This window comes from Actinocorallia longicatena (assembly GCF_039534125.1).
GTDB lineage: Bacteria > Actinomycetota > Actinomycetes > Streptosporangiales > Streptosporangiaceae > Actinocorallia > Actinocorallia longicatena.
Genome location: NZ_BAAAUV010000002.1, coordinates 1 through 26542, shown reverse-complemented (window position 1 = coordinate 26542; position 26542 = coordinate 1). Strand labels below are relative to the sequence as shown.

Annotated in this window: 29 protein-coding genes and 2 pseudogenes; 14 read left to right on the top strand and 17 right to left on the bottom strand. The window is 71.4% G+C overall.

Annotation, left to right across the window (positions count from 1 at the left end):
- Positions 1-1047: an Rv1352/Rv1906c domain-containing protein gene (locus ABD785_RS03060; protein WP_344821861.1), complete on the bottom strand. Its 1047-nt coding sequence runs from the start codon at positions 1045-1047 to the stop codon at positions 1-3.
- A 92-nt stretch (positions 1048-1139) separates the two neighbouring features.
- Positions 1140-1664 (bottom strand): NUDIX domain-containing protein, encoded by a 525-nt coding sequence (locus ABD785_RS03055; RefSeq protein WP_344821859.1) that lies wholly within the window; start codon positions 1662-1664, stop codon positions 1140-1142.
- Positions 1665-1730: 66 nt separating this feature from the next.
- On the opposite strand from ABD785_RS03055, the gene ABD785_RS03050 reads away from it, so the two are divergent.
- Complete coding sequence (locus ABD785_RS03050; protein ID WP_344821857.1) at positions 1731-2369, top strand: peptidyl-tRNA hydrolase; 639 nt, start codon at positions 1731-1733, stop codon at positions 2367-2369.
- 12 nt (positions 2370-2381) lie between these two features.
- On the opposite strand, the gene ABD785_RS03045 is transcribed toward ABD785_RS03050, so the two are convergent.
- Both ABD785_RS03045 and ABD785_RS03040 read right to left on the bottom strand, forming a co-directional pair.
- On the bottom strand, positions 2382-3455 hold the full coding sequence (locus ABD785_RS03045; RefSeq protein WP_344821855.1) for a zinc-binding dehydrogenase: 1074 nt from the start codon (positions 3453-3455) through the stop codon (positions 2382-2384).
- Positions 3456-3522: 67 nt separating this feature from the next.
- Complete coding sequence (locus ABD785_RS03040; RefSeq protein WP_344821853.1) at positions 3523-4620, bottom strand: hypothetical protein; 1098 nt, start codon at positions 4618-4620, stop codon at positions 3523-3525.
- Positions 4621-4952: 332 nt separating this feature from the next.
- Here ABD785_RS03040 and ABD785_RS03035 point away from each other — a divergent pair, with 332 nt between their 5' ends.
- Positions 4953-5117, top strand: coding sequence for a hypothetical protein (locus tag ABD785_RS03035; RefSeq protein ID WP_344821851.1), 165 nt, complete (start codon positions 4953-4955; stop codon positions 5115-5117).
- A 67-nt stretch (positions 5118-5184) separates the two neighbouring features.
- On the opposite strand, the gene ABD785_RS03030 is transcribed toward ABD785_RS03035, so the two are convergent.
- On the bottom strand, positions 5185-6339 hold the full coding sequence (locus tag ABD785_RS03030) for an acyl-CoA dehydrogenase family protein (protein ID WP_344821849.1): 1155 nt from the start codon (positions 6337-6339) through the stop codon (positions 5185-5187).
- Positions 6332-6832 carry a flavin reductase family protein gene (locus ABD785_RS03025; RefSeq protein ID WP_344821847.1) on the bottom strand — a complete coding sequence of 167 codons (501 nt, stop codon included), beginning with the start codon at positions 6830-6832 and terminating at the stop codon, positions 6332-6334. Before ABD785_RS03025 ends, ABD785_RS03030 begins: the two co-directional genes overlap by 8 nt.
- Before the next feature lie 108 nt (positions 6833-6940).
- Here ABD785_RS03025 and ABD785_RS03020 point away from each other — a divergent pair, with 108 nt between their 5' ends.
- The 3 genes from ABD785_RS03020 (at position 6941) to ABD785_RS03010 (ending at position 9474) form a co-directional block, all read left to right on the top strand.
- Positions 6941-8080: a thiolase C-terminal domain-containing protein gene (locus tag ABD785_RS03020; protein WP_425547721.1), complete on the top strand. Its 1140-nt coding sequence runs from the start codon at positions 6941-6943 to the stop codon at positions 8078-8080.
- 2 nt (positions 8081-8082) lie between these two features.
- Complete coding sequence (locus tag ABD785_RS03015; RefSeq protein WP_344821843.1) at positions 8083-8463, top strand: Zn-ribbon domain-containing OB-fold protein; 381 nt, start codon at positions 8083-8085, stop codon at positions 8461-8463.
- A gap of 87 nt (positions 8464-8550) precedes the next feature.
- Positions 8551-9474, top strand: coding sequence for a DMT family protein (locus tag ABD785_RS03010; RefSeq protein ID WP_344821841.1), 924 nt, complete (start codon positions 8551-8553; stop codon positions 9472-9474).
- Between the two features lie 6 nt (positions 9475-9480).
- Here ABD785_RS03010 and ABD785_RS03005 read toward each other — a convergent pair whose 3' ends face one another.
- Positions 9481-10152 (bottom strand): pentapeptide repeat-containing protein, encoded by a 672-nt coding sequence (locus ABD785_RS03005; RefSeq protein WP_344821839.1) that lies wholly within the window; start codon positions 10150-10152, stop codon positions 9481-9483.
- 80 nt (positions 10153-10232) lie between these two features.
- Here ABD785_RS03005 and ABD785_RS03000 point away from each other — a divergent pair, with 80 nt between their 5' ends.
- Positions 10233-10751 carry a hypothetical protein gene (locus ABD785_RS03000; RefSeq protein ID WP_344821837.1) on the top strand — a complete coding sequence of 173 codons (519 nt, stop codon included), beginning with the start codon at positions 10233-10235 and terminating at the stop codon, positions 10749-10751.
- Here ABD785_RS03000 and ABD785_RS02995 read toward each other — a convergent pair.
- Entirely contained in the window at positions 10735-11121 is a 387-nt protein-coding gene (locus ABD785_RS02995; RefSeq protein ID WP_344821835.1) for an ATP-binding protein, read from the bottom strand. The genes ABD785_RS03000 and ABD785_RS02995 overlap by 17 nt on opposite strands.
- Positions 11122-11215: 94 nt before the next feature.
- Here ABD785_RS02995 and ABD785_RS02990 point away from each other — a divergent pair, with 94 nt between their 5' ends.
- Both ABD785_RS02990 and ABD785_RS02985 read left to right on the top strand, forming a co-directional pair.
- Positions 11216-12037: a helix-turn-helix domain-containing protein gene (locus tag ABD785_RS02990; protein ID WP_344821834.1), complete on the top strand. Its 822-nt coding sequence runs from the start codon at positions 11216-11218 to the stop codon at positions 12035-12037.
- Positions 12034-12207 carry a DUF397 domain-containing protein gene (locus tag ABD785_RS02985; RefSeq protein ID WP_344821832.1) on the top strand — a complete coding sequence of 58 codons (174 nt, stop codon included), beginning with the start codon at positions 12034-12036 and terminating at the stop codon, positions 12205-12207. The genes ABD785_RS02990 and ABD785_RS02985 overlap by 4 nt, the downstream gene beginning before the upstream one ends.
- A 24-nt stretch (positions 12208-12231) precedes the next feature.
- Here ABD785_RS02985 and ABD785_RS02980 read toward each other — a convergent pair whose 3' ends face one another.
- From ABD785_RS02980 to ABD785_RS02970, 3 genes are all read right to left on the bottom strand, one after another.
- Positions 12232-13791: an AMP-binding protein gene (locus tag ABD785_RS02980; protein WP_344821830.1), complete on the bottom strand. Its 1560-nt coding sequence runs from the start codon at positions 13789-13791 to the stop codon at positions 12232-12234.
- A 112-nt stretch (positions 13792-13903) separates the two neighbouring features.
- Entirely contained in the window at positions 13904-14944 is a 1041-nt protein-coding gene (locus tag ABD785_RS02975; protein ID WP_344821828.1) for a phenylacetate--CoA ligase family protein, read from the bottom strand.
- Positions 14941-16008, bottom strand: coding sequence for an LLM class flavin-dependent oxidoreductase (locus ABD785_RS02970; RefSeq protein ID WP_344821826.1), 1068 nt, complete (start codon positions 16006-16008; stop codon positions 14941-14943). The genes ABD785_RS02975 and ABD785_RS02970 overlap by 4 nt, the downstream gene beginning before the upstream one ends.
- A 189-nt stretch (positions 16009-16197) precedes the next feature.
- Here ABD785_RS02970 and ABD785_RS02965 point away from each other — a divergent pair, with 189 nt between their 5' ends.
- Positions 16198-17283: a hypothetical protein gene (locus tag ABD785_RS02965; protein WP_344821825.1), complete on the top strand. Its 1086-nt coding sequence runs from the start codon at positions 16198-16200 to the stop codon at positions 17281-17283.
- 21 nt (positions 17284-17304) lie between these two features.
- On the opposite strand, the gene ABD785_RS02960 is transcribed toward ABD785_RS02965, so the two are convergent.
- The 3 genes from ABD785_RS02960 to ABD785_RS02950 all read right to left on the bottom strand — a co-directional run bounded on the left by ABD785_RS02960 (position 17305) and on the right by ABD785_RS02950 (position 21295).
- Positions 17305-19374: a beta-glucosidase family protein gene (locus ABD785_RS02960; RefSeq protein ID WP_344821823.1), complete on the bottom strand. Its 2070-nt coding sequence runs from the start codon at positions 19372-19374 to the stop codon at positions 17305-17307.
- 42 nt (positions 19375-19416) lie between these two features.
- Complete coding sequence (locus tag ABD785_RS02955; RefSeq protein ID WP_344821821.1) at positions 19417-20478, bottom strand: lysylphosphatidylglycerol synthase transmembrane domain-containing protein; 1062 nt, start codon at positions 20476-20478, stop codon at positions 19417-19419.
- A gap of 85 nt (positions 20479-20563) precedes the next feature.
- On the bottom strand, positions 20564-21295 hold the full coding sequence (locus tag ABD785_RS02950) for a trypsin-like serine peptidase (RefSeq protein ID WP_344821819.1): 732 nt from the start codon (positions 21293-21295) through the stop codon (positions 20564-20566).
- A gap of 71 nt (positions 21296-21366) precedes the next feature.
- Between ABD785_RS02950 and ABD785_RS02945 the strand changes: the two genes are divergently transcribed.
- The gene (locus tag ABD785_RS02945) at positions 21367-22908 is read left to right on the top strand and encodes a hypothetical protein (RefSeq protein WP_344821817.1); all 1542 of its coding nucleotides are present in this window, start codon (positions 21367-21369) and stop codon (positions 22906-22908) included.
- A 24-nt stretch (positions 22909-22932) separates the two neighbouring features.
- On the opposite strand, the gene ABD785_RS02940 is transcribed toward ABD785_RS02945, so the two are convergent.
- On the bottom strand, positions 22933-23370 hold the full coding sequence (locus ABD785_RS02940; protein WP_344821815.1) for a ferritin-like domain-containing protein: 438 nt from the start codon (positions 23368-23370) through the stop codon (positions 22933-22935).
- Positions 23367-23855 (bottom strand): hypothetical protein, encoded by a 489-nt coding sequence (locus ABD785_RS02935; RefSeq protein WP_344821813.1) that lies wholly within the window; start codon positions 23853-23855, stop codon positions 23367-23369. Before ABD785_RS02935 ends, ABD785_RS02940 begins: the two co-directional genes overlap by 4 nt.
- Positions 23856-24004: 149 nt before the next feature.
- On the opposite strand from ABD785_RS02935, the gene rimP reads away from it, so the two are divergent.
- The 4 genes and pseudogenes from rimP to ABD785_RS02915 all read left to right on the top strand — a co-directional run.
- Positions 24005-24529 carry a ribosome maturation factor RimP gene (rimP, locus tag ABD785_RS02930; RefSeq protein WP_344821811.1) on the top strand — a complete coding sequence of 175 codons (525 nt, stop codon included), beginning with the start codon at positions 24005-24007 and terminating at the stop codon, positions 24527-24529.
- Positions 24530-24546: 17 nt separating this feature from the next.
- Positions 24547-25581, top strand: coding sequence for a transcription termination factor NusA (gene nusA / locus ABD785_RS02925; RefSeq protein WP_344821809.1), 1035 nt, complete (start codon positions 24547-24549; stop codon positions 25579-25581).
- Positions 25541-25879, top strand: a complete 339-nt coding sequence (locus ABD785_RS02920) for a YlxR family protein (protein ID WP_344821807.1) — start codon at positions 25541-25543, stop codon at positions 25877-25879. Before nusA ends, ABD785_RS02920 begins: the two co-directional genes overlap by 41 nt.
- A 122-nt stretch (positions 25880-26001) precedes the next feature.
- Positions 26002-26145: pseudogene (locus ABD785_RS02915) on the top strand (translation initiation factor IF-2 N-terminal domain-containing protein); the annotation flags it as partial.
- An 86-nt stretch (positions 26146-26231) separates the two neighbouring features.
- On the opposite strand, the pseudogene ABD785_RS02910 reads toward ABD785_RS02915, so the two are convergent.
- Positions 26232-26542 (bottom strand): annotated as a pseudogene (locus ABD785_RS02910) (exosporium protein); the annotation flags it as partial.

The following is a 26542-nucleotide window of genomic DNA, read 5'->3' as shown; positions in this document are numbered from 1 at the left end:
CTACTCGACCGGACGCCCCGGGGGCAGCAGCTCGGCTGCCTCCGTGGCGTCGTCGAGGCGGTCCTGGAGGGTTCGCAGGAGCTCGTCGGACTGCTCGGTGAGGCGCTCGATCGCCGGGACGGCCAGGTCGTCGCGGACGGAGTCGGCGAGCAGCTCGTCGTACTCGTGGGCGTGTGAGGCGAGATCCTCGAGCTGGCGGCAGGCCCGGTAGGCGATGTCGGCCTCCCGGGTGCGGGCGGCGTACTTCTCCAGCGCCTCGACCCGGCGGGTCACCGCGGCGACGGAGATCGCCAGCTTGTCCTGCTGCGGCTTGAGCGCCTCGGTGATCTGCGGCGACAGGGTCAGGGCGGCGGCGTCGCGGCGGAGCTTGGACTGGCGGGCCAGGATCTGGGCGATCTCCCACTCCTGGCGCGGCAGCTCGACGGCCGGATCGATGCCCTCCAGGAGGCCGTCCGCGACGACCTTCGCCGACCGGACGGTGTCCAGGGAGTGCTGGACCCGGCCCAGCAGCTCGCTCGCCTCGGTGTCGAAGGCGTCGACGGTCAGGAACCGGTCGGTGCGCGCGGTGAGCGCGCGGGCGCGCCGCATGTCGTCGAGGAGGCGGCGGGAGGCGGCCGCCAGGATCGCCGCCCCCATCACCAGCCACCGCAGGTCGCCGTCGAGCAGGAAGAACGCCAGGACCGCCCCCGCCAGCGCGGCGAAGGGGAAGGACCGCAGCAGCGGGCCGCGCCGCGCCACCACGGTGTCGAGGTCGGCGCGGAGCGTCGGGTCGGTGACGGGCCGCAGGGCGGCGCGCTCCGGAGTCGCGGGGGCGACCAGGGTCCACATCGACGGCACGTGCGTCTCGAACGCGAAGTCGCCCTCGGCGATGTCGACCTCCGCGGGGCCCGGATCCAGCGGCCAGGCGCCGACCGGACGGGAGCCGCCCTCGCCGGAGAACAGCACCCACCAGCCGTTCTTGCCGTTCTCGCAGCGGTAGCGGCCGGGGGGCATGTCGATGCCCACGAAGTACGTGCCGGTCCCGGGAATCACGCCGGTCTCCGTCACCTGAACCTCCCCGCTGCCTCGCCCCCCGGCAAGTCAGAAGTCGCCCTACCCAGAAGTGCGCAGGTATAAGACGTCCGGATCGGGCCGTCTGTTCACGATGTGGCGAGAAGGAACATGGTGTAGGCCGCGAGGGTGGTGTTGTCGAAGAGGATCCCGTCCCTGATCATGGCCTCGAACTCGGCCCGGGAGAACCAGCGCTGCTCCATCCCCTGCTCGGTCTCCTCCCGGTCGGGCGCCCCGGCGGTGAGGCCCGTGGCCAGGAAGACGTCGCACTCCTGGGTGGTCAGGCCCGGCGCGATCGCCAGCCGTCCGAGCAGGGTCAGCCCGGACGCCCGCAGCCCGGTCTCCTCGGCCAGCTCGGCCCGGGCGAGCTCCTCGCCGGGCGGTCCGTCGGCGGGCCAGGTGCCCTGGACGAACTCCCACGACCTGCGGCCCAGCGGATAGCGGTACTGCTCGACCAGGTGGAAGCCGTCGTCCTCGAACGGGATGACGCAGGCGGCGGTCGGCTTCTCGACGACCGTGTAGAGGCCGGGGGAGCCGTCGGGGAGACGGGTGACGTCCTCGCGGAGCGTCAGCCATCTGTTCCGGTAGACCTCCCGGCTGGACACCTGCAACATCGTCGAGCCCCCGTGATCCTAGGAACGGTCCTGCCTTAACCTCAGAGCATGATCTCATCTCCGTTAGTGCTGAACGATGATCCCGAAGGCGGGGCGCCCAGGGCGCTGCCGCTGGTTCTGCGCGTCGAGAAGCGGGACCCGCCCTCGCACGAGGCCCTCTGCGAGGCCGCGGCCACCGCCGTCGTGCTGCTGCTGGCCTCCGGCGAGTTCGAAGAGGCCGTCCGGCTGTGGGAGGACGGACGCATCCGCAAGGTGACCCGCCGGGCCCGCGGGGCGCGCTGGCGGGACGCCGAGCGGCCGCCCGGCGTCACCGTCGCGCACGCGGGCGCCGAGGTCAGGGCCTACCCGCCGTGCCCGATCGAGGACCTTCCGCCCGAACTGGCCAAGATGCAGGTCGCGGGGACCGACCTGGAGCCCGGCCCGACCAAGGAGCCCGGCGCCCCCTACTGCGCGCTGGTCCTCAACGCCGACGCGAAGATGACCACGGGCAAGGCCGCCGCCCAGGCGGGGCACGCCGCCCACCTGCTCTACCGCGGGCTGCCCGCCGAGAGCCGGGACGCCTGGCTGGCCGCGGGCGCCCCCGCCCACATCGTCGACGTCCCCTGGGCCGAGGCCGTCGCCCGCGCCGCCGTCACGATCCGCGACGCGGGTTTCACCGAGGTCGCCCCCGGCACGCTGACGGCCGTCGCCTGGCTCATCGACTGACCATCCCCGCGCTCAGGCCGCGGGATCAACGATGATCTTGGCCTGGGCGCCGGGGCTGGCGAGCTCGGTGAAGGCGCCGGCCAGGCCGTCGAGCCCGACGGTGGAGCTGATGATGGAGCCCGCGTCGATCCGGCCCTCCGCGATGTCGTCCAGCGCCGCCTTGTACTGGGCGGGGTTGGTGCCGAAGGTGCCCTTCAGCGTCAGCTCCTTGACCGCCGAGACGCCCGGCATGATGACGTCGTCGCTCATGCAGACGCCCACGATCATGACCGTCGAGCCGCTGGGCGCGCCGTCGATGACCTGCTGGAGCAGGCCGGGGACGCCCACGCACTCGAAGATGACGGCCTTGCGGGTGGGGATGCCGAGGATCTCGTGGGTGAGCGACTCGACCGTGCTGACCGGGATGCCCAGCTCGGCCCATCGGTCGTAGGGGCTCGCCACGGCGGGGTCGAGGACCTCGTCGGCGCCGAGCCGCTCGGCGAGGGAGCGGCGCGCGGGGGAGAAGTCCACGGCGATGACGGGGCCGTGGCCGCGCGCCTTGAGCGTCGCCACGACGCCGAGGCCGATCGGGCCGAGCCCGAGCACCACCGCGACGGCGTCGTCGGGGATCCGCGACCGCTCGACCGCCCGGTGCGCGACCGCGAACGGCTCGGTGATCGCGGCCGCCCGCGGGTCGAGGCCGTTCGGGATCTCCATGACGAACGCCTCGGTCAGCACCATGAGCTCGCCGTACCCGCCGGGGAACATCGGCGCGTACCCCACGATCCCCGCCCCTGAGGGCCCCAGCCCGATCGGCGGCCCGCAGACCTTCGTGCCGACCGGCAGGGTGCCCTGGGTGTTCGGCCCGTACTCCAGGATCTCGGCGCTGAACTCGTGGCCGAACACCAGGCCGTCCCGCGGGTCGTGCGGGATGCCGCCCGAGCGCCGCGAGGTCTCCATGAAGGCGTCGGGGTCGGCCAGCGCGTGCAGGTCCGACCCGCAGATCCCGCAGGCGAGCGTGCGGACGAGCACCTGCCCGTCCAGCGGCACCGGGTCCGGGACCTCGGTGACGACCAGGGTCTTGTCGCGGGTGAGGGCAGCGCGCATCGGACGAACCTCCATATCGGGTGGTGTCTGGCACCGAACCACGTTCTGGAGTCGAAGGGAAGGGGCTCTACTGCTGACGTTGCCACCGGGTCAGCGCGTTCAGCGCGATCTCCTGGGTCCGGGACAGGCCGGGGACCGACGGATCCTGCTGCGCCGCCACCGGCGCGGGAGCCGTCCTGCGGACCTTCGCGCTCAGCCCGTGCGAGACGACCAGCAGCACGAAGAACAGGGCCGCGTAGACCCCGTGCTCCAGCAGCGGCCCGTACTTGCCCTTGACGACGTCGAACACGGCGAACGCCGCGAACCCCGCGACCCAGCCGAGCAGGCTCGGCAGGAACCAGACGTCCTTCCTGCGGGCCAGGCCGGCGATCGTCAGCACGAGGATCAGGCCCTCGACGGCCTTCAGCCCGAGCAGGGCGCCGCCCGCCATGCCTTCGCCGATGTACCCGGCGAGCTCGCGCCTGTGATTGCTGAAACCGAGCAGGCCCGTCGCCAGGTTGGTCAGCCCGTAGACGACCAGGAACACCCCGATCGCGTAGTGCTGGCGGTGCCACGACGGCCGCGCGGGGACGTTCTGCGGCGCCGGGGCCTGGTAGGGGCCCTGCGGCGGGATCGGCGTCTGGAACTGCTGCGGCACCGGCGTCTGGTAGGGCTGCACGGGATGCGCCTGCGGCACCGGGGTGTGCTGCTGCTGCGGGTGCTGCGGCTCCTGGTAAGGCTCCTGGTAGGGCTGCGGAGGGGCCTGCGGCGGCGCGGGGGGCACGGCGAACTGCTGGGTGGCCTGGTCGTCGGCCGCCGCCGGGGCCGCCCCCGCGACCGGCTGCTGGACCGGTACCTGCTGGACCGGCACCTGCTGGACCGGCACCTGCTGGGCGTTGCGCTGCGGCGTCTGGAGCGGGATGTCCTGGACGGTCAGCGCGTTCTGGGCGGGCGCCGGTGCCGGTGCCTTGGGGGCGTCGCGGACCGTCGCGGAGCTGACGGGCCGCACCGGCTCGGGCTGGGCCGGGAGCGGCTCGGTGGCGTCGGCGGGGACCTGGCCGAACTCGATCGCGGGCGCGGGTCTGTCCGGGTACGGCGATCCGAGCAGCGGCGTCGCGGCGGGGTCGTCCTCCCGGCCGTCCGGCGCGTACGGCGGCGGAGGCCCGTCCTGAGCATCCTGCGACATGTGCTGGTCCCCTTCTTCCCCTGTACGTCCTAGACCCGTCAACCTATCCCGAATGTTCGAACTGATCCCCTTCGATCTAGTCCATTGGGGGGGTCGATGAACTAGATGCGGCGATGCCGCTTGCGGTTGGGGGAGGCGCACGGAAATGTGAAGTCCGTCGGGCCACACGATCTTCTGCGAAAGAGAGCAAAGGCATGCCTGACGACACGGGGACAGTCGCGTCGGCACAGACGCGCATCGATTATCTGGAACGCCTCGGCGACGAACTCGTCGGACGCGGTCTGCGGGTGAGGCTCACCGTGCCCCTAGGCACGGCTCCCAGCCTGCACGTGATGAACCCGGAAGCATCGGCTCTGACGGAGAACATCCTGGCGGAGCGGGGCGCGGACGGCTGGTGGTACTGGTGGTCATGGGCGGAGCGCATCTCCGCCGCGGACGATCTGAACATGGCGGCCGAACGGGTCGCCCAGGTCCTGGCCGCGACGTCCACCAAGTGAGTCGAGCACGTGCGCACGAAGCGGTGTTTCACAGGGGATCCACCGATGTGGAACACCGCCGCACCCGTCAGCGGGGCAGCCCGAGCGTCCGCTCCGCGATGATGTTGCGCTGGATCTCGCTAGACCCGGCGTAGATGGTGTCGGAGCGGCTGAACAGCCCGATCCGCTGGAGGTCCGACAGGTCGTAGGGCGCGTCGTCGGCGAGGAGCCCGGCGGGTCCCGCCGCGTCCAGGGCGAGCTCGCCCAGCCGCTGGTGCCACTCCGACCAGTACAGTTTCGCGACGGCCACCTCGGGGCCCGGTTCGCCCGCGCCCAGCGACTTCATGGTCCGGAGCGCGTTGAGCCGCATGATCTCCAGCTCCACCCAGGACCGGGTGAGCCGGTCGCGCAGCTCGGCCGCGGTGCCGTTGCTCCGCGCCGTCTCCAGGACGGCCGCGAACTCGCGCCGGAACCCGATCTGCTGGCCGAGGGTGGAGGCGCCGCGCTCGTAGCCGAGGGTCGCCATCGCGACCCGCCAGCCCTCGCCGGGGGCGCCGATGATGTTGTCCTTGGCGGTGCGGGCGCCGTCGAAGAAGACCTCGTTGAACTCCGAGGTCCCGGTCGGCTGCACGATGGGCCGCACCTCGATGCCGTCCTGGTTCATCGGCACCAGCAGGTAGGACAGGCCCTTGTGCCGCTCGGAGCCGGGTTCGGTGCGGGCGACGACGAAGCACCAGTCGGCGACGTGCGCGAGCGAGGTCCACACCTTCTGGCCCTGGAGGACCCACTCGTCCCCGTCGAGGACGGCCCTGGTCTGCACGTTCGCGAGGTCGGATCCGGCGTCGGGCTCGGAGTAGCCCTGGCACCACAGTTCCTCGCCGCGCTGGATCGGCGGCAGGAAGCGGTTCTTCTGGGCCTCGGTGCCGAAGTCGATGATCGTGGGGCCGATGAGGCCCTCGCCGATGTGGCCGAGCCGGTGCGGGGCGTGCGCCTTGGCGTACTCCTCGAAGAAGACGACCTGCTCGTCGAGGGAGGCGCCCCTGCCGCCGTGCTCGGCAGGCCAGCCGAGGCAGGTCCAGCCGGCCTTGCCGAGATGCCTCTCCCAGGCCAGGCGGACCTCGAAGCCCTCGTGCTCGCGTCCGGGGCCGCCCAGTCCGCGCGCCGCGGCGAACTCCCCGTCCAGCGCCTCCTCGAGCCAGGCGCGGACCTCTTCGCGGAAGGAGCCGATGCCGCCGTCAGCCATCGAAGCGACCGTACCGTCCCTGGTAGAACACGAGCGGCTCGCCGTCGTGGTGGATGTCAAGGCTGTGCACACGGGCCACGATGATCTTGTGGTCCCCGGCGGGGTACTCCGCCTCGATGGAGACCTCGAGCCAGGCGAGCGCCCCGTCGAGGACGGGCGTCCCCTCGGGGGAGGTCGTCCAGGCGACACCGGCGAACTTGTCGCCGCCCTTCACGGCGAGCTGCTTGCAGACCGCGGTCTGCGGCTCGCTCAGCACGTTGATGCACAGGTGGTCGGCCTGGCTCAGGGTCGGCCAGGTCGTGCTGGTGTGCGCCACGCAGAAGGCGACCAGCGCGGGCTCCAATGACACCGAGGTGAAGGAGTTCGCCGCCAGGCCCGTCGGCAGGCCCGTGGTCGGGTCGATGGCCGTGATGGCCACGACTCCGGTGGCGAAGTGCCCGAGCACGTCGCGTAGCCGACGTCCGTCCATCTCACTCACCGATGCTGTGGTCATGTCCGTATCCTCAAGTTAGCCAAGCGCTTGCTTGTTAGATTAGAAGGGTGTTCGGCGCACTGTCAACCGACTATGCACCCAAGCGCTTGCTCGGGTAGCGTGCCAGTCGTGACTTTTCGCGACAAAACGGCGATCGTGGGCGTGGGTTACACGCCCTTCTCCAAGAACTCGGGCGTCTCGACCCTGACCCTGGCGGCCGACGCGATCCTGGCGGCCCTGGCCGACGCCGGCCTCACCGTGGCGGACGTCGACGGCATCGCGACGCACCGGGTGGGCGACTCGACCCCGCCCTGGGTGGTGGCTCCGGCGCTGGGGATCCCCGAGGTCACGTGGTACCTCGACCAGTTCGGCGGCGGGAGCGTCTCGCACAGCGTCGTGGGCCAGGCGGCGATGGCCGTCGCGGCGGGGGTGGCCGAGACCGTCGTCGTCTACCGCGCGATCAACGCCCGCTCGGAGTTCCGGATGGGCGGGACCGGCCGCGGTGCCGCCCCGATCTTCGACAGCCAGTACCAGGCGCCCTACGGCTACTTCGCGCCGCCGCAGCAGTTCGCGATGTACGCCCGCGCCCACATGAACGCCTACGGCACGACCCACGAGCAGCTCGGCTCGGTGGCCGTCGCCCAGCGCGCCCACGCGGTGAAGAACCCGCGCGCCCTCAAACGCGACCCGATCACCCTGGACGACTACCTGGCCTCCCGCTGGATCGCCGAGCCGTTCCGCCTCCTGGACTGCTGCCTGGAGACCGACGGCGCCTGCGCGATCGTCATCACCTCGGCGGAGCGGGCCCGTGACCTGCCGCACCGCCCGGTCCTGGTCTCGGGTGCCGCCTGGGCCGGCGGCGACAGCTTTTTCTCCGGTGTTCCCACCGACTTCACCGTGACGGAAGCCGCCCGCCTCGCGCCGCGTCTGTATTCGATGGCAGGTGTCGGGCCGTCCGACATCGACGTCGCCGAGATCTACGACTGCTTCACCTACTCCGTGATCGTCCAGCTCGAGGACTACGGCTTCTGCGCCAAGGGAGAGGGCGGCGCGCTGGCCGCTTCGGGGGAGGCGCTGCCGTTCAACACCCACGGCGGCTTCCTCTCGGAGGGCTACGTGCACGGTGTCAACCACGTCGCCGAGGCCGTCGCCCAGCTGCGCGGAACGGCGGGGGACCGGCAGGTGGACGGGGCCGACGTCGCGCTGTCCACGGCCCAGCCCGGTTATGTCCTGGCCGGAACCTCGGCCCTCATCCTGCGGGGAGAGTAATCATGCGCATGGAAGCCGACCGTGACTCGGCCCCCTGGTGGGACGGGGTCGACCGGGGTGAGGTCCTGCTCCAGCAGTGCGCGGACTGCGGCGTGAAGCGCTTTCCCGCGCGGGCGGTGTGCAACCGCTGCCAGGGCCGGAAGTCGGTGTGGGTCCCGGCGGAGGGCACCGGACGGATTTATTCGTGGATCGTGAACCACCAGAAGTTCATGCCGGACGTCCCCGTGCCGTACGCGGTCCTGTGCGTCAGGCTGGACGAAGGTGAGCACATCCTGATGTACGGCAACCTCGTCGAGGGCGATCCCACTCAGATAACCCAAGGAATGCGGGTGGAGGCCGTCATCGTGGAGGGCCTCGTGCAGTGGCGGCCGCTGTCCCGCTGACCGGCGGAGGGTGTGAAGAACCCTCTTGACACTTTGTCTTGTTCCATCACAAGGTAACTCGTGGGTAACAACACGAGGGGCCGGTAGATGGAAGCAGCTTTGACCGCGGTCGTCGCGACTGCCCTGTACTACCTAGGCGTTGCGTTCTTCAAGGTGTCGGCGGCGCAGATGGATCGGCTGCGCGGCACGAAGCCCGTCCACCTGCTCGTCGCGATGCTGACGAGCAGGCTGTGGTGGACGGGCTTCCTGCTCGGCCTGTCGGGTTTCGTCCTGCAGTTCGTGGCGCTGTCGATGCTGCCGCTGTCGGTGGCCCAGCCGATCTTCGTCTCGACGCTGGTGGTCTGCCTGGCCATCGCGTTCGGCTACTTCGGCGAGCGGCTGACGCCCCGGGAGTGGTCGGCGCTCGGCCTGTTCGCGTTCGCGACGCTGCTGGTGGCGCTCTCGGTCGTCCCGGTCGAGCGGTCCGACACCGCGACCCCGCCGCTCTGGCTGCTGCTGGCCGTGACGCTGCCGTCCATCCTGATCGCCGTCATGATGTTCTCCGCCGGCGACTGGAAGCCCGCGGGACGCCACGCGCGCAAGCTGACGGGCGTCGCCTACGGGCTGTCGTCCGGAGTTCTCATCGGCACGATGGAGCTGTCGGTCAAGGGCATGTCGAACGTGTGGAACGCCCACCACTCGCTGCCGCCGTTCCTGACCAACCCCTACCTGTACACCTTCTGCGTCGCCGCGGTCGTCGGCCTGGGCCAGCTCCAGATCGCCCTGCAGCGCTGCCGCATGGCCATCGTCCTGACGGTCTGCACCGTCGTCGCCAAGACCCAGCTCCTCGTCACCGCGACCCTCCTGTACGGAGAGGCCTGGCCCGACTCCACCGTCTACGGCGCCCTCCGCCTGACGGGTTTCCTCCTGGGCCTCACCGCCCTGGCCTTCTTCCCCCGCTACGAGACCCCCGACCACCAGATCGACCCCCTCTCCCAGCCCCACCACTACGCCACCCGCCATCCGTTCTGACCGAGGTCAGTCCTCGACGGTGATCCCGAGGGCCGAGGTGAGGGTGTACAGGAGGCTCTGGGCGTCGGAGGCGTTGACGATCGCGCCGCGCAGGTTCTCGACCCCGGCCAGGCCGTAGAGGTCGCAGCCGGTGAAGCGGGTGTTCTTGAGGGTGGCGCCGCTGAACTGGGTGGCGGTCATGCGGCAGTTCTCGAAGCGGACGCCGGTGAGGTCGGCGGACTGGAAGCTCGCCTCGGTCAGCAGGCAGTCGCGGAACACCACGTTCTTGAGCTGGGCGAGGCGGAAGTGTGCCAGGTCGATCCGGCAGTCGGTGAAGGTCACCTCGCGCAGGGCGCAGTCCGTCCAGCGGGCTCCGGTGAGCCTGCTGCGGCCGATCGACACCGCGGTGACGACCGAGCCGGTCAAATTCAGGTTGGCGAGGTCGCAGTCGGCGAACACCACGTCCGACAGGCGCGCCCCCGGCAGGGCGGCCCCGGCCAGGCTGGTGCCGTCGAACCGGCAGCGGTCGAACTCCACCTGCTCGGCGCTCTGCCCGGCCAGGCTCCGCCCGCCGAAGGCCATCGACAGATAGGCGTCGTCGTCGCGCAGCGCCCCGCCGGGGAGCTCCGCGGGGCCGAGCGTCGCGGGCAGCTTCGGCGCCGTGGGTTCCTTCGGCCGGACGGTGCGGGGAGTGACCATCCGGCGAGCCTACCGAGGTCATGGACCGGTCGGGCGCGATCGCTTGCCGGGCGGTGCGGGCCCCTGCGATGCTGCCGCCCATGAACGACCTGCTGGGATTCCGGCACCCCGGACGGCCGTCGCGGACCGTCCTCATGCTCGCCGCCGCCGCCTTCACCGTCGTCCTCGTGGGGACGATCGTGACGGTGATCGTCTCGACGGGCGGCCTGTCCGCCCCCGACGAACGCGTCGTCTACCCGGGCATCACCAGCCTGGAGATCGACACCGACCACGGCGACGTCGAGGTCATCGGCTCCGACACCACCGAGGTCAGGGTCTCCCGGATCCGCACCGGCAAGGGCCCCACGCTGGAGACGTGGAGCGGCAGTTCCCTGCAGCTCGGCTACGCCTGCGTCGACGTCTCGACCTGCCAGGTCATCAGCGACTCCGAGACCGACCACACCGACTACTCCGTCGTGGTGCCCCGCGCCCTCACCGTCACCATCTCCAGCAAGAACGGCGACATCACCGTCAGGGACGTCACCGGCGAGGTCAAGGCCCACACCGACCGGGGCGCCCTCACCCGCACCCCGCCGTCCACGCTCAGAACCCCAGCGTGAACCAGACCCGCAGCCGCCCGTCGCCGAGCCGGTCGTGCCCCCACTCCTTGGCCGTGAGATCGAGGAGCGCCAGCCCCCGCCCGCCCTCCGCCTCGGCGGAAGGCGCCTGAAGCACCGGCTCGGACGCACCGCCCGGATCGATGACCTGGACGTGCAGCAGCGAGCCCGACAGCCGCGCCCGCACCTCGATCGCGGCACCCCGCGCCGCGTACAGCGTGCTGTTCGTGAACGCCTCGCTCAGCAGCAGCTCGGCGGCGTCGGCCACCGGATGCGACGGATTCAGCCACGACGTGAGGCAGCGCCGCGCCTGCCGCACCTGATCGGCCCGCCCGTCGAAGGTGGCCGCCAATATGCGCTCGGGGAAACTCATGGATCCACTCCGTTGTCCGATTTCCTCAGACAATCGTGACGCTCCAGCGATACCTTGACTACGTTCCGGAATCGCCCGCAACAAGGGAGCTCCGATGACGACCGTTCGCGAGACCCTCGACCCGAGCAGCAAGCTTTGGCACCTCATCGCGGTTGAGCTGCGAAGGCAGCGAGAGCTGAGCGGCATTTCGGGTTCAAAACTGGCCGAGCTGCTGGACTGCGATCGTTCCACCGTTTCCAGGTACGAGTCCGGCCTTCTCAAGCTCACTGAGAAGCACGCGAGGATGCTCGACCAGGCCTGGGGGCTCAATGGCCTTTTCGCCAATCTCATACGATTCGCAAGGAAGCGGGATGATGAGGACTGGTTTGTCGGTTTGACCGACTATGAGGCTCGCGCGTCCCGTATCAAGATGTGGGAGCTCACCCTCGTTCCCGGGCTTCTGCAGACGCCCGGCTACATGCGGGCCGCGCTGACCGCGGGCGCGGGACTGATCGACGACCTCGACGAGTCGGTCGCACGCCGTGCCGCTCGGCAGGAGGTGGTGTTCGGCCGTCCGAGGCCTCCGATGATCTCCGTGATCCTCAACTGGGTGGTCCTCCAGCAGCCGATCGGCGGTGACGAGGTCATGCGCGACCAGCTCGCTCATCTCCTGGAGCTGGCGTCCCGGCCCTATGTCAGCGTGCGGGTCCTTGAGCGACCGGTCGGTGCGCACGTCGGGCTCGACGGCTCGTGCAAGCTGCTGACCGTCGACGATCGGGACATCGCGTTCTTCGACGCGCCCACCGGCGGCCGCCTGATGCGGGACCCGGGTGAGGTCCTGAACATCGCCATGAGGTTCGATCAAATCGGCGACCTGGCAACGGCCTCAGGCCCATCATTTACCTTGATCGAAAGAGCGATGGAGGCCTACCGATGACCACATGGCGCAAGTCGAGCCACAGCAACACGACCGGAGGCGACTGCGTGGAGGTTGCGAAGGTCGGGGGAAACGTCCGGGTGCGGGACAGCAAGTTCCCGGGGGGCGGGGACCTGGTGTTGCGGGTGGAGGGGTTCGCTCGGGTGGTCGCCGGGCTCAGGGGGGAGTGATCCCGAGCCCGGCGGTTCCGCCGGTCAGGTGAGGGACGCGCGGAGGGCGAGCTTGTCGACCTTCCCGTTCACGTTGAGGGGGAGCGCGTCCAGCTTGCGGACCTCGCGCGGCACCTTGTAGTTGGACATGTTGGCCTTGGCCCAGGCCCTGATCTCGTCGGGGGCGGCGGGGCCGACCACGAAGGCCAGTGCCGCCTCGCCGGTCCGCTCGTCGGGGACGCCGATGACGGCGACCTGCTGGACCCCGTCGCAGTGCAGCAGCAGCGACTCGATCTCGGCCGGGTAGCCGTTGAAGCCGTTGGAGATGAACATCTCCTTCTTGCGGTCCACGATCGTGAGGTTCCCGGCCTCGTCGAGGGTGCCGATGTCCCCGGAGTGCAGCCACCCCTCGGAGTCGACGGCCTCGGCGGTCTTGTCCGGGTCCTCCCAGTAGCCGGGCATGACCCCGTAGCCGCCGATGAGGATCTCGCCGCGCTCACCGGGCGGCAGGTCCTCGCCCCGGTCGTCCACGATCCGCAGGGAGACGCCGGGGACGGCCCGCCCGGTGGTCCCGGCGATGACGTCGACCGGGTCGCCCGGCAGCGTCATCGACACGACCGTGCCCTCCATCAGCCCGTAAGCGTTGATCATCCGCTCGACGCCCGTCTCGTCCAGCATCCGCCGGATCAGCTCCGACGGCACCGCGGCGGCCCCGCAGATCGCCACCCGCAGGGAGGAGACGTCGCGCCCCTCCAGCTCGTCGAGGATCTTGAAGAACATCGTCGGCGCGCCCGCCAGGACGTTGATGCGCAACTGCTCGATGAGGTCGAGCAGTCGGTCGGGGAAGAACACGTCGATCGGGATCATCGTCGCGACGCGCATGACCGAGGCGAGCAGGCCCGCGTTCAGGCCGAACCCGTGGTTGAAGGGCGCGATGATCGGATAGCGGTCGCCCTGCCGGAGCGTGACGAGCCCGGACCAGTCCCAGTAGCCGCGCAGGAGCTGCCAGTGCTGGAGCATGACGCCCTTGGGCGCCCCGGTCGTCCCGGACGTCGCCATGATCTCGGCGAGGTCGCCCGGCTCGACCGACAGCGCCCGCTCCTCGGCGGCCTCCTCGCTGACCTGCTCACCGAGTTCGAGGAACGCCTCCCAGGTGAGGGCGCCCTCGGCCGCGGCCCCGTCGGGGAAGGCCACGATGTGCTCGACGGAGGGGATGTCCTCGTCCTTCAGCAGATCCATGTACGAGGTGCCCATGAAGCCCTCGGCGATGAACAGGACCTTCGTGCGGACCTTGCGCAGCAGGTCGGCGGCCTCGATGCCCTTGAACCGGGTCGACAGCGGAGCGACCACGGCGCCCGCGTCCCACAGCCCGTAGCAGGTCACGACCCATCCGGCCGAGTTCGGCGCCCAGATCGACACCCGGTCGCCCGGCTCGACGCCCAGCGCCATCAGCGACCGCGCCACCCGGGACGAGCCGATCCGCAGCCACTCCAGCGGCAGCTCCGCCCCGCGGGTGGCGATGACCTTCTCGTTCCCGAAAGACGAAGCACGATCCCGCAGCATGCGCGGGATCGTGCCCCAGTCCGGAACCGCTTCCAGTTCCACGTTCAACTCCCATGTGCGAAAGGGACCGCCGCCGGCCGGGGACGCGAGCCTTGGGAACATCCCCGGCTGGCGGCGGAGTCTGTCGGGTGGTGCCGTCTGTCGGGTGGCGCGGTCAGGCCTCGGCGCGGACGCGGCCGAGGTGGTGGCCGCGGGCGTCGGCGACGGTGGGCGCGGAGGAGGCCTCGACGACCTCCGGGTGGACCGCGACCTCGATCGAGACGGGGGTGAGGGCGACGAGGGCCTGGCCGACGCGGCCCGACCACATCGGGTTCTTGACCAGGGTGTCGCGGTTGAAGGAGACGGTGAGGACGGCCCGGTCGAGCGTGCCCTCGCGGGAGATGTCCAGCCGCCAGGTGCTGATGCCGTCGATGCGGCTCAGCGCGTCCTGGATGCGGGGGATCGACACCCACCGGCCCCGGATCACCACGTGCTCGCCGACGGTGTGCGACGGCTGGCCGAGGGCGTCCTTGACGACCCAGCCGGTGCGCAGGACCGCGTCGCCGAGCGTCGAGTGCCAGGTGGGGGTGACGACCAGCTCGCCGTGGCCCTCGACCGTGTCCACGGTCACGTCCTTGTCCAGCGGGGCGACGGCCAGCAGGCCCTCGCGGACCGGCGTCAGGGCGGGCCCGTGGGCGACCGGGACCCCGAAGAACGGGTCGGCGAACAGCTGGACGACCTTCGTCTCGAACTCGGACTCGAGCTGCCGGACCCAGTTCTGCGACGGGATCTCCCCGATCAGGAAGATCCGCTTCAGCTCCAGGTCGCCCGGGTCGAGCAGGAACTCCATGTGCAGCCGCGCCAGGAGGTCCATCGCACCGGACGGGGTGGTGATCAGCACGTCCGCGCGGGTCTGCTCCAGCGCCCGGTGCAGCCGCAGCCGCCCGCGCGGCCCGACCGACGCGACGGCCGACGCGACGCCCAGCGCCGCCTCGGCGATCGAGGAGCCGGACAGTTCGCCGTCGTTGTTCAGCGCCACCACGACGCGGTGCGACGCGGCGAGGCCCGCGGCCTTCAGGGTCTCCGCCGTCAGCTCCAGCGCCGCCGCCCGGTCCGCCGGCGCCAGCGGCGCGACGACCTCGGCGTCGGGGGAGACCAGTAGCAGGCCCTTGGCCGCGCGCCCGGCCGGAAAGGTCTCACGGGAATGCCACGTCATGCCATGACCTCGCTCATGAATCGCTTCATCGACGCGGTGACGTGCTCGTGATCGAGCCCGCCGACCTGGGCCTGGAGGATGAGATCGGTCGCGCCGGCCGCCTGGAGGCGCTCGACGGCCTTGCGCGAGCCCTCGACGTCGTCGATGACGACCATGAGGTTGTCGCGCAGGATGTCCATGGCCTCCTCCGGCGGCATCGCGACGGCCTGCTGGCCGAGCACCTTGTGGGTGGCGTGCCGGGCGTCGGTGTAGGACGGCGGGGCGACCAGGTTGACCTGGCGGCGCAGGTACCACAGGACGGCGTCGGAGGCGGTCTCGACGGCCTCGGTGCGGCTCGTGCCCACGTACCAGGGGATCATGACGGCGATCCGGCGGGACTCGGGGTCGAAGCCGTTGTCGGCCAGGCACTGCTTGTAGGCCGCGATGTCGTCGGCCACGTCGTCGATGCCCTTCAGCATCGTCATGCTCAGCAGGTTGTAGCCCTGCTTCGCCGCGGCGAGGAATCCGTCCAGGGAGGTGGAGGCCACCCAGACCGGCGGGTGCGGCTCCTGCACCGGCCGCGGGTAGACCGAAACGTTCGGGATCTCGAAGAACTCGGACTTGCGGGTGATCGGCTCGCCGTCGGCGTTCCAGATCGCCAGCACCGCCTCGAGCGAGTCCTCCCACAACTGGCGCGACTGCTCGAACGGCCGCTGGAAGGCCTGGTACTCCAGCGGCGAGGCGCCGCGGCCGGTGCCGAACTCGACCCGTCCGCCCGACAGGACGTCCAGGGTGGCGACGCGTTCGGCGGTCCGGATGGGCGACTGGAACGGCAGCAGCACGACGCCCAGGCCCAGATGGATGTTCCTGGTCCGCTGCGAAAGGGCCGCCAGCACCAGGTCCGGCGCGGAGGAGTGGGAGAAACCGCGGGTGAAGTGGTGCTCCACGAACCACGCGGTGTCCATGCCGATCTCGTCGGCGAGCACCACCTGGTCCATCACGTTCCGGAAGGCCTGGCCCTCGACCTCACGGCTCCGTCCCCGCACCTCGAGCTCATAACCGACGCTGATCCGTAGGGACGTCATCCCCGCCTCCCGCTCTCCTGTGTGGTCCGTCCGAGCTCACTCTTTTAACCAAGCGCTCGCTTGGGAGATTAGCAGCGCGCCCCGGCCGCGAACAAGTCGGCCCGCAGGTGACACCCGTGTCTTCGCCCGGAACAGGGGGACACAAGGCGCAGATGTGACATTTACGCAGGTGTTAGCGCTTTCCGGGGTATGGCACGAACCGACGAGGCGACCCGCGTGGGCACCGACGAGCCCTTCTGGCAGAAGATCCCCAAGGACGGGAAGCGGGCCGCGCCCAAGGCGTCCCGGGGGCGCACCTACCCGTGGGTGCTGCTGATCCTGGCCGTCCAGGCGGGCCTGACGCTGCGGTTCAGGGACGGGGCCACGCCCGCCGAGCGTCCCTACCTCGAGTCGGGCCGCGCCCTGGTCGCCGAGCTCCCCGGCGGAGTGGCCGTCGGGTTCGGCCGGCTCTACGCCGAGCAGGGGCTGTGGGCGGCGCGCGGGCTGAGCCTGGCCTGCCTGCTGCTGGCGGCGCTCTGCGTCTACGGGATGGGCCGCCGGCTGGCCGGGCCCGCGACCGGAGCCTGGGCCGCGGCGGCGTTCGCCACGGCGGGTGCGGTGGCCGTCCTCGGCGGGCTCGCGACCGGGGACGCCCCCGCGCTGTTCCTGCTCGCCCTGACCGGGCTGCTGGTGGTCTGGTCGCGCACGGCGACCTGGCTGGTGCCGTTCGCCGCGATCACGGGGGCGGCGATGGTCGTCACCGATCATCTCTCCGTGGTCTACGTGCCGTCGCTGTGCCTGCTGGCGATGCTCGTCGCCGACGTCCCGTGGCTGTGGGCGCTGGTGCGCGGGCTCGGGCTGCTGGCCGCGACCGGCGGCGTGGCCGCGGTGACCGTCGAGCTCCTGGACGGCTGGGAGGGCGTGGGGGACACCGTCGAGTCCCTGCGGCCGATCGTCATCGACCCGATGATCGACCCGGCGGTCCGCTGGCTCGGGCCCGTCCTGATCGCGGCCGTGCTCGGCGCGTTCCTCTACACCCTGCCCGCGGGCCGCCGGATGGCCGTCGCTCCGCCGGCCTGGCCGATCCGGTTCCCGCTCGGGCTCCTCCTGGCCGGGACCGTCCTGCTCGGCCCGCTGACCGGCGCCGCCCACCCGGCCGCCGACCAGGGACTCGCCCTGGCGGCCGTCCCGGCGGGGCTGTTCCTCGCCTGGCTGGCCCGCCTGCCCGGGGTCGGGACGGTCCTGGCCTGCCTCGGCCTGGGCGCGATGGCCGCGGCGGGCTACCTGGTCGTCTGACCCCCCTGACCGACCGTCCGGTCAACGGCAGAGTCTCCCCTTGAGCGGCAGGTCGCGCGAGGAGGCGCCGACGCCGATCGCGACGCAGCCGCGGGCGGCCTTCCACTTCCCGGCCCAGGTCGAGACCGAGCGGGCGTCGAGGGTGAAGACCACCCGCCGGGAGCGTCCGGGCTTCAGGGAGAACTTCGTGAAGCCCTTGAGCTGCACCGGCTGGCCGGAGCCCGGCAGCCGCACGTACAGCTGGGGCACGGCGTACCCGGTGCGGCGTCCGGTGTTCTTCACCGTGAACGACACCCGCGATCCGCTGGTCTTCAGCCCGCTCATCCGGAAGGACGTGTAGGACAGGCCGTGCCCGAACGGGTAGCGGACCGGCAGCTTCCCGGCGTCGTAGCGGCGGTACCCGACCTGAACGCCCTCGGCGTAGCTGATCCGGCCCTTGCCCGCGGGCATGATCGCGTCGCCCGCGCGGACGGGGAAGGTCACCGGGAGCCTGCCGCCCGGATCGACGTCGCCGTACAGGACGCGCGCCAGCGCCGGGCCGCCCTGGGCGCCGGGGTACCAGGCCTCGACGACGCCCTTCACCGACGTCGCCCACGGGGTGAGGACCGGTCCACCGGTCTCCATGACCACGATCGTGTTCTCGTTCGCGGCGGCGACCGCCCGCACCAGGGCGTCCTGGTCGCCGAGCTCCTCGTCGCCGCAGCGCAGCGACAGGCACGCCAGGTCCTCGCCCTCCTCGCGGTGGTCGGCCACGAAGACGATCGCGACCTTCGCCGCACGGGCGGTCGCGGCGGCCTCGCCGAGGTCGGTGCCGTCGGCGTAGGTGACCCCGCCCCTGGCCCGCAGCGCGGTCAGCGGGGTGACGTGGGAGCGCGGCCGCACGTAGGCGGAGCCCGTCGCGGACCGGAACTCCGCCGCGGGCTTGCCGATCACCGCGACCCTCGTGCCGCGCTCGAGCGGCAGGACGCCGTCCTTGTTCTTGAGCAGCGTGATCCCCTGCTCGGCCAGCCTGCGGTTCTTCACCGCGTGCGCCGCATAGTCGATCTTCCCGTCATTGGCGCGGGGCGCCCGCTCGAACAGCCCGAACCGGAACATCATCCGCAGCGTCGCGCCGAGCCTGCGGTCGATGTCGGCCCAGGTCGCCTGGCCGTTGTCGACGGCTTGCAGCAGGTTGCCCGCGGTGTAGTGGATGCCGATCGGCATCTCCAGGTCGGCGCCGTCCCTGACCGTGGTGCCGGTGTCCTTCATCCCGGCGATCCAGTCGGTGACGACCGGCCCCCGGAACCTCCACTCCTTGCGCAGGACGGTGTCCAGCAGCACCCGGCTGGCGCAGCTCGCCTTCCCGTTGACCAGGTTGTAGCCGCACATGACGCTGCCCGCCCCGGCCTCCCTGACGGCCGCCTCGAACGGCGGCAGGTAGATCTCGCGCAGCGCCCGCTGGGAGATGACGGCGTTGGTGGAGTAGCGGTCGGTCTCCTGGTTGTTGGCCGGGAAGTGCTTGACCTGCGCGATCATCCCGCCGCGCTGCACCTCCTCGATCCAGGAGACGGCCAGCCGGGACGTCAGGTAGGGGTCCTCGCCGAAGGACTCGAAGGCACGGCCCGCCGCCGGGGTCCGCATGATGTCGACGGCCGGGCCGAGCAGGATGTCGTTGCCCCGGTGCCGGGCCTCGACGGCGTTGATCGCGGCGTTCCCGGTGGCCGCCGCGGTGCTGAAGGACGCCCCGAGCGCCAGCCCGGACGGCAGCGCGGTCATCGGCCCCTGATGGACCCCCATCGCCCCGCCCCCGACGATCCGCAGCCCGGGGACGCCCAGCCTGGGCACGCCGTTGAGGGTCCCCTCCCGGTGGACGGCGCTGGTCTCCGACAGGGCGGCGCCGAAGAGGTCGTCGCCCGCGAGCATGTCCAGCTTCTCGGGCCGCGACATGGCCTTCAGCAGAAGAGCCGTCCGTTTCGCCGGGCTCAGGCTCCGGTCGCACCAGGGCCGGACGGCGACGCTCCCGCAGCGTCCCGCGGCGGCCTCGGCCGGGGGAAATGGAACGATCGACACGGCCACCAGGGCCGAAAACAGGACATAGACCCTCGTGCGCACGAGCAGGAACTATGACGTACATCACGTACATACCGCAAGAGTTCAGGATCTCCGGGGTTCCGATGCCGGTGCCACCGTGTATCCGGTGTATCCCGCGGCCATCGCGTAGTTCGTCCCTGCGGCCTCCAGCCAGGTGCGCGCCCGGGCCCAGAAGGTGCCGTCGAGGCGGAGGACCGTCCAGGCCAGCCAGCCCAGCGCGACCACCCCCCAGAACGCGACGAGGCGGTAGAGCGCGACGGCGGCCCCCGCGGGCGCGGCGGCCGCGCCGAACCCCACCATCGCCGCGGCCATGCTGGCCTCCATCGCGCCGAGCCCGCCCGGCAGGATCGGCAGGACGCTCCCCGCCGCCTGGGCGGTGAAGTAGGCCAGCGCCGCCTGGAGCGGGGTGAGATGGAGCCCGACGGCGTGGGTGGCGGCGACCACGCCGATGATGTCGCAGAGCCAGACCGTGCAGGCCAGCAGCGAGACGGCCGTCCATCCGCGCCACGACAGGCTGATCACGTGGAGCCCCTCGCGCAGCTCGGCGACCCACGGCCCGATCCTCGGATGGGACGTCACCCGGGCGACGGGCCCGGCGAGACGGCCGCCGCGCACCAGCAGCAGGACCGTCAGGCCGGCCGCCGCCAGCGCGAGCAGGGTGACCAGGGAGGGCAGCCGCGACCCGGGCTCGGCCAGCAGCGCGGCTGAGGTGACGACCGTGTACGACAGCGTGGTCGCGGCGCCGCCGACCAGGACCACCGCGGTGGCCAGATGCCTGGACGCGCCCCGCCCGCGCCACTGCCGGAAGGCGTAGGCCAGGCTCATCGCGGGCCCGGCGGGAAGGGTCGCGGAGATCGCGTTGCCGGCGTAGGTGACCGCGAAGACGCGGCGCAGGGAGATGCGGAGCCCGCCGCCGGTCAGCAGCCTGCGCTGGAGCCGGGCGAAGGAGCTCATCGACAGCAGCTCGGTCGCCACGACCAGGGCGAGCCAGCGGGTGTCGGCCTCGGCGACCTCGTGCCAGACGGAGCCGGGGGAGGGCAGCTCGTCGGCGAAGACGACCAGGGAGACGGCGACGGCCGCGAGCATGGCGGCACGCCCCAGCACGACCCTGCGCGGCCTGCGCAACGGCGTTCACCTCCCCTGCCGAGGGCAACCGTCGACCCTGGGCAATGAATTCCCCGGGAAGGGGTGAAGAACGCTGTGGCGGGTGTCACATGGTGGCCAGGGCCCGCTGGTAGAGGCGCTCGGCGCGGGCGTCGAGGACGGTCGCGTAGGAGACCCTGAGCGAGTTCCCGCCCTCCAGGTAGCCGCCGAGGACGGCCACGATCACGCCGCCGGAGAAGAACGGGCTGCCGCTGGAGCCGCTGGGCAGGGCCGGGCCCGAGACCCTGAGGTCCTGGTCGCCGTGCACTCCCTGGGCCCGGCTGGAACTTCTCAGCAGCACCTCGGAGGCGTTCGGGTAGCTGAGGATCGTCACGGTGGTTCCGGCGGGCTTCGCGGTGAAGACCGGGGCGGAGATCCCGGTGACCTCGCCGAGGTGCTTCCCCGCCAGGGGCGCGACGGACAGGAACGCCAGGTCGGCGTCGTCGTCGCGGGACTTCACCCAGGAGGGATCGGCGAACCCGGCGGTCACCTTCCAGGTTCCGGCGGGCCGCTCGCCCCTGGCGTACCGGGGCACGAACGCCATCTTCCGCCCGGCGCAGTGCGCGGCGGTCATGACCAGGTCGCGGGCGACGACGGTGGCGGTGCAGGTGCGCTTCCCGGTCCGCAGGTTCACCAGGGTGCCGACCGTCGCGGCCGGATCCGGCCTCGCGGCGGGAACGGCCGGTGCCGACGTCGGTGGATCGGTGGGAGGGGGAGCGGCGGAGGCGTCCTGGGCGGCGCGCCCGCAGCCGGTCAGGAGGAGTCCGGCGCCCAGGGCGCCCACGATCAGCTTCCGCATGACTACAGCAACACAGCGTGAGATCGGGAAAATTCCGAAACACTTCCGTGGTCTGTACCGATCGTCTAGGTATGCCGTTGCGACGCTCCCTCCTCGCCGCCTCCGGAGTCGCCCTCCTCGCCGCGGCCTCGGCCTCCGCCGCCCAGGCGGGCCTCGTTCCCGACGGGCCGGGGAAGGACAGGGTCCCGGCGTTCATCGGCGGCCCCGCCGCCCCGCACCCCATCAAGGGCCGCGCCGTCCCGCGCAACCCCTCCATGGCCGCCCCCGGCTACGCCGCCATGCACGCCGACAGCTACGCCTCCGACACCTATCCCTTCCTCGGTCCCCTCGGGCGCCACCCGAAGGTGACGACCGAGGCCAAGGCGAACGGCCTGCCCGGCCTCTGCTCGACGGTCAACTACGCCCGGAGCACCGGCCTGATCGTGGCCCAGTGCGTCCAGGCGGCCAACTTCACCCTGCGCCTCATCGACCCCGCGACGCTCAAGGACCTGGCGACCTTCACCCTGCCGCCCCGCCCGTCCACGGTCGAGGCGGTGACCAGCGGCGACCTCGACAAGGTCCTCACCGACACCTCCGGCGGCGCCTACTACTACCTCGACTCCGCCGACCGCGCGGTGCTGGCCGACTCGGCCTTCCACGTCCGGCGCTTCGCCCACGAGCGGACGGCCTCCGGCTGGCGGTTCAGGGTCACCGACGACTGGGACCTGTCGAAGGTCGTCCCGCACTCCTGCCCGACCTGGACGAACCCCAGGCCCAAGGGGGAGTGCGACCCCGTGACGTCCGTCCAGCCCGACTGGAAGGGCAACATCTGGTGGGTCACCAAGCACGCCCGCATCGGCGTGATCGACCCCCGGACCGGGAAGGTGAGGAGCGTCCGGCTCAAGGGCGAGGCCGTCCAGAACTCCTTCGCCGCGAGCGAGGACGGCGTGTCGATCGTCTCCGACCACGCCCTCTACCTGTTCGAGGCCAGGGCCGGGCGGCCGGTCGTGCTGTGGCGCAGGACCTACGACCGGGGCACCCGCCGCAAGTCCGGCCAGCTCGACCAGGGCTCGGGCACCACCCCGACCTTCCTGGAGCGCCGCTACGTCGGCATCACCGACAACGCCGACCCCCGGATGAACGTGCTGGTCTACCGGGTCTCCGACGGCAAGCGGATCTGCCGGGTCCCGGTCTTCGACCGCGGGCACTCGGCCTCGGACAACTCGCTGATCGGCTTCGGCCGCAGCCTCGTCGTCGAGAACAACTCCGGCTACCGCAACTTCGTCGACCTCAAGCCCGGCGCCAGCTCGTACGGCGGGCTCAGCCGGATCGACGTGACCGCCCGCGGCTGCCGGACCGCCTGGACGAGCAGGGAGCGGAGCCCGTCGACGGTGGCCAAGGCCAGTGTCCCGGCCGGGCTCGTCTACGCCTACACCAAGCAGCCGCGCGAGGACGGGATCGACGCCTGGTACCTGACCGCGATCGACTTCCACACCGGGCGGACCGTTTTCAAGGTCCTGACCGGAACCGGCAAGTACTTCGACAACAACTGGGCCCCGGTGACGCTCGGCCCCGACGGGACGGCCTACGTGGGCGTCGTCGGCGGCCTGGTGAGCGTCCGCGACACCAGGTGACCGGAGAGGGCCGAAAAGGCCGGGTCAGGGGCTGGAGGAGGGCGTCACGTCGGACGGGTTGAGGCCGGGGAAGGCCTCCTCCGTCCCGGCGCGGGCCCAGCGGACCCTGCGGTTCATGGCCTCCTGCATCGCCTGGGCCGCCAGCCTGCGCAGCGTCCCGGTCGAGGCGCCGGACAGGGCCACGTAGCCGTCCAGGACGGCGTCCTCCAGCAGGGCCGCGAGCGCGGCGGGGGACTTGGCCGCGGGCATCGGATAGGACGGCTCGGAGGCGGCGGGCCTGCCGCCCTCGGCCGTGACCAGCCCGGCGAGCTGGTCGCGGCGGGCGCGGTGGGCCTCCCACAGCGCGGTGGTCTGGGCCCGGACCGGGCCGGTCTGCCGCGCGCCGACCACGCCGTAGCCGTAGATCGCGTAGTGCTCGGCCTTCAGCGCGAGGTTGAGCTTGGGGATGTCGGCCTTGCTCACGCGAACCCCAGCCGTGCCGCGTGCCCGGCCTCGCAGGCGCCGATGCTGGCCATGAGCTGGGCGACCCCGGGGGCGACCCGGCCCGAGTCGGCGACCCGGGCGGCGGCGGCGCTCTTCTCCGCCTGCCGCAGCGCCGTCCTGGCCGCGCCGAGGTCGGCGGGCGGCTCGGGCGGGGCCGTCGTGGGAACCGGGGTGGGCGTCACGCCGGTGCCGGGGACATAGTGCCTGCGCAGCGCCGCGAGGTGCTCACGGTGGTGGTTCAGCGCGGCGGGGAAGTGGGCCGGGAGGTCCTGGTGGGCCGCGGCGACCTTCTCGTAGAGGGCGATCAGCCGCTCCTCGTCGGCGATCGCGGCCAGCAGGACCCCGACATCCGCCTTCGGACGCGGTTGCGCGGACTCGTCCCCGGCGCATCCTGAGACACCCGCGACGAGGGGCGTCGCCAGTGCCGCCCCGCCGCCCAGCAGGGCGCGGCGCGAGACTCGCACGGGCAAACGGGGCTCCTCGGAAGATCGTCTGGAGGGCAACAGCATCCCATAAGGGGGTCCTTCGCTGAGCGAATACACACTCGCGCGTCGCGCCGCCGATAGTCTTGGGTGGTCAGAGCATATGCATATCGCCCAAAGAGGAGGGTCCCGTGAGCGCAGATCCGCGCGACGGCCGCGTTCGGGGGGACCGCCAGAAGATCGCGCTGCTCGAGCTGCTGGAACCCCTGGTGGTGGCGGAGGGTTTCGACCTCGAGGACGTCAGCGTCTCGCAGGCCGGCAAGCGCCGGGTGGTGAAGATCATCGTTGACCGGGACGGCGGCGTGAACCTTGACGACGTCGCGGTGGTCAGCCGGGGCATCGCCGAGGCCCTCGACGAGACCGATCTTCTGGGCGGGGCGCCCTATGTGCTCGAAGTCACCTCACCCGGGGTGGACCGCCCGCTGACGCAGCCGCGCCACTGGCGCAGGGCCGCGGGACGGCTGGTCCGCTTCAGTACCGCGGAAGGTGCCGCGGTCGAGGGACGTGTGATCGACGCAGACGAGGAGAAGATCCGGTTGGAGGCCGGCGGCGCGGAGGTCACGTACCTTCTCGGCGACGTCGGGCCCGGCCGGGTTCAGGTGGAGTTCCGCCGTATCGAGGCAGACGACCTGCTCCAGGACGACGAGGAAGGTTAAGGGGCGGGAGACCTGCCATGGACATCGACATCAATGTGCTCCGAAGTCTGGAGCGAGAGAAGGACATCTCCTTCGAGCTGGTCGTCAAGGCCATCGAGGATGCCCTGCTGATCGCCTACACCCGCACCGAGGGCGCTGCCTCGCGGGCGCGGGTCGAGCTCAACCGCACCAACGGCCATGTGACCGTCTGGGCGACCGAGGTCGACGAGGAGGGTTCGCCGGGCCGCGAGTTCGACGACACCCCGACCGACTTCGGCCGGATCGCCGCGACCACGGCCAAGCAGGTCATCCTGCAGCGGCTGCGCGACGCGGAGGACGAGCTGACCTTCGGCGAGTACGCGGGCCGTGAGGGCGACATCGTCGCGGGCGTCATCCAGCAGGGCAACGATCCGCGCAACGTGCTGGTCGACCTCGGCAAGCTCGAGGCCGTCCTGCCGCCGCAGGAGCAGGTGCCGGGCGAGGTGTACGAGCACGGCGAGCGCCTCAAGGCCTACGTCGTGCAGGTGCGCAAGGGTCACCGGGGTCCCTCGGTGATGCTGTCGCGCACGCACCCGAACCTGGTGCGGAAGCTGTTCGCACTGGAGGTCCCGGAGATCGCCGACGGCACCGTCGAGATCTCGGCGATCGCCCGCGAGGCCGGCCACCGCACCAAGATCGCGGTCCGTTCGCGGAAGTCCGGCGTCAACGCCAAGGGCGCCTGCATCGGCCCGCTGGGCAGCCGGGTCCGCAACGTCATGACCGAGCTGCACGGCGAGAAGATCGACATCGTGGACTGGTCGGACGACCCGGCCACGTTCGTCGGGAACGCGCTGTCGCCCGCCCGGGTCAACTCGGTCGAGGTGATCGACGCCGACGCCCGCGTGGCCCGGGTGATCGTCCCCGACTACCAGCTCTCCCTCGCGATCGGTAAGGAAGGCCAGAATGCCCGGCTCGCCGCCCGGCTCACCGGGTGGCGGATCGACATCCGGTCCGACACCGAACAGCGCCCGGAAGAGCCCGCCGACGCCGGGAGTGGCGACACCCCCGACGCCGCCGAGGCTCCGGCGGGGTAGACTGACAGACGGTGGCTTCACGCGCCCCGGTCCGGCATGTGCTGTACGCACTTGTGTGGGCTGTCGGGCACGCGAGGCCAGAGCCGACTTGTTGCGCGTCGTCGCGGTGGAGGGCGTTCTCGTCCCCGACCCCCGCAAACGACTCCCGGGCAGGGGTGCCTCGGTGCACCCCGATCTCGGATGTCTGGAGCAGGCGATCAAACGTCGGGCGTTCATAAAGGCCTTGCGCCTGAGCGGAATGCCCGATAGTTCTGATCTGCTGCGATACCTTCAAGAAGGCAGTGAGCGGTCCTCATAAGAGGGCTGCTGGATCGAAATTAGTCGGAAGCAGGTCGAGATTGCTATGAGCACTCGATGAGCAGTTGGCGATGACTGGTTAGCGACGGCCCGGAGACACGCCCCGGGCCAGATTGGAATGCAGTGGCCAAGGTCCGGGTATACGAACTCGCCAAAGAGTTCGGTGTGGAGAGCAAGGTCGTCATGGCCAAGCTCCAAGAGATGGGCGAATTCGTCAGGTCGGCGTCCTCGACGATAGAGGCGCCCGTTGTCCGCCGGCTCACCGATGCCTTCGGTAAGTCTCCCTCCAAGAGCGGTGGTGGAGGCGCGCCCAAGCCGGGCCCCCGTCCCCCCGCGCCCAAGCCTTCGACCCCTCAGGTCGCCCCGTCCGCGGGTGCGCCTGTCGCGCCGTCGAAGCCGGCCGCCCCGGCCGGTCCGGCGTCGTCCGGGCCCCGGCCCGGTCCGCGTCCGCCGGCCCCGAAGCCGGGTCCGCGTCCGGTCACCCCGGTGACCGAGCCCACACCCTCGACGACCGCGGTCGCCCCGGCCGCGCCCGCCGCTCCCGCGGCCCCCGCGGCTCCGCGTCCGCCGGTCCCGCCCGCGCCCCAGCAGGCCGCCCCGCAGTCCGAGGGCGCCACGCGTCCCGCCTCTGCACCGGCGGGGCGCGCGGGCCGCGCCCGGGTGG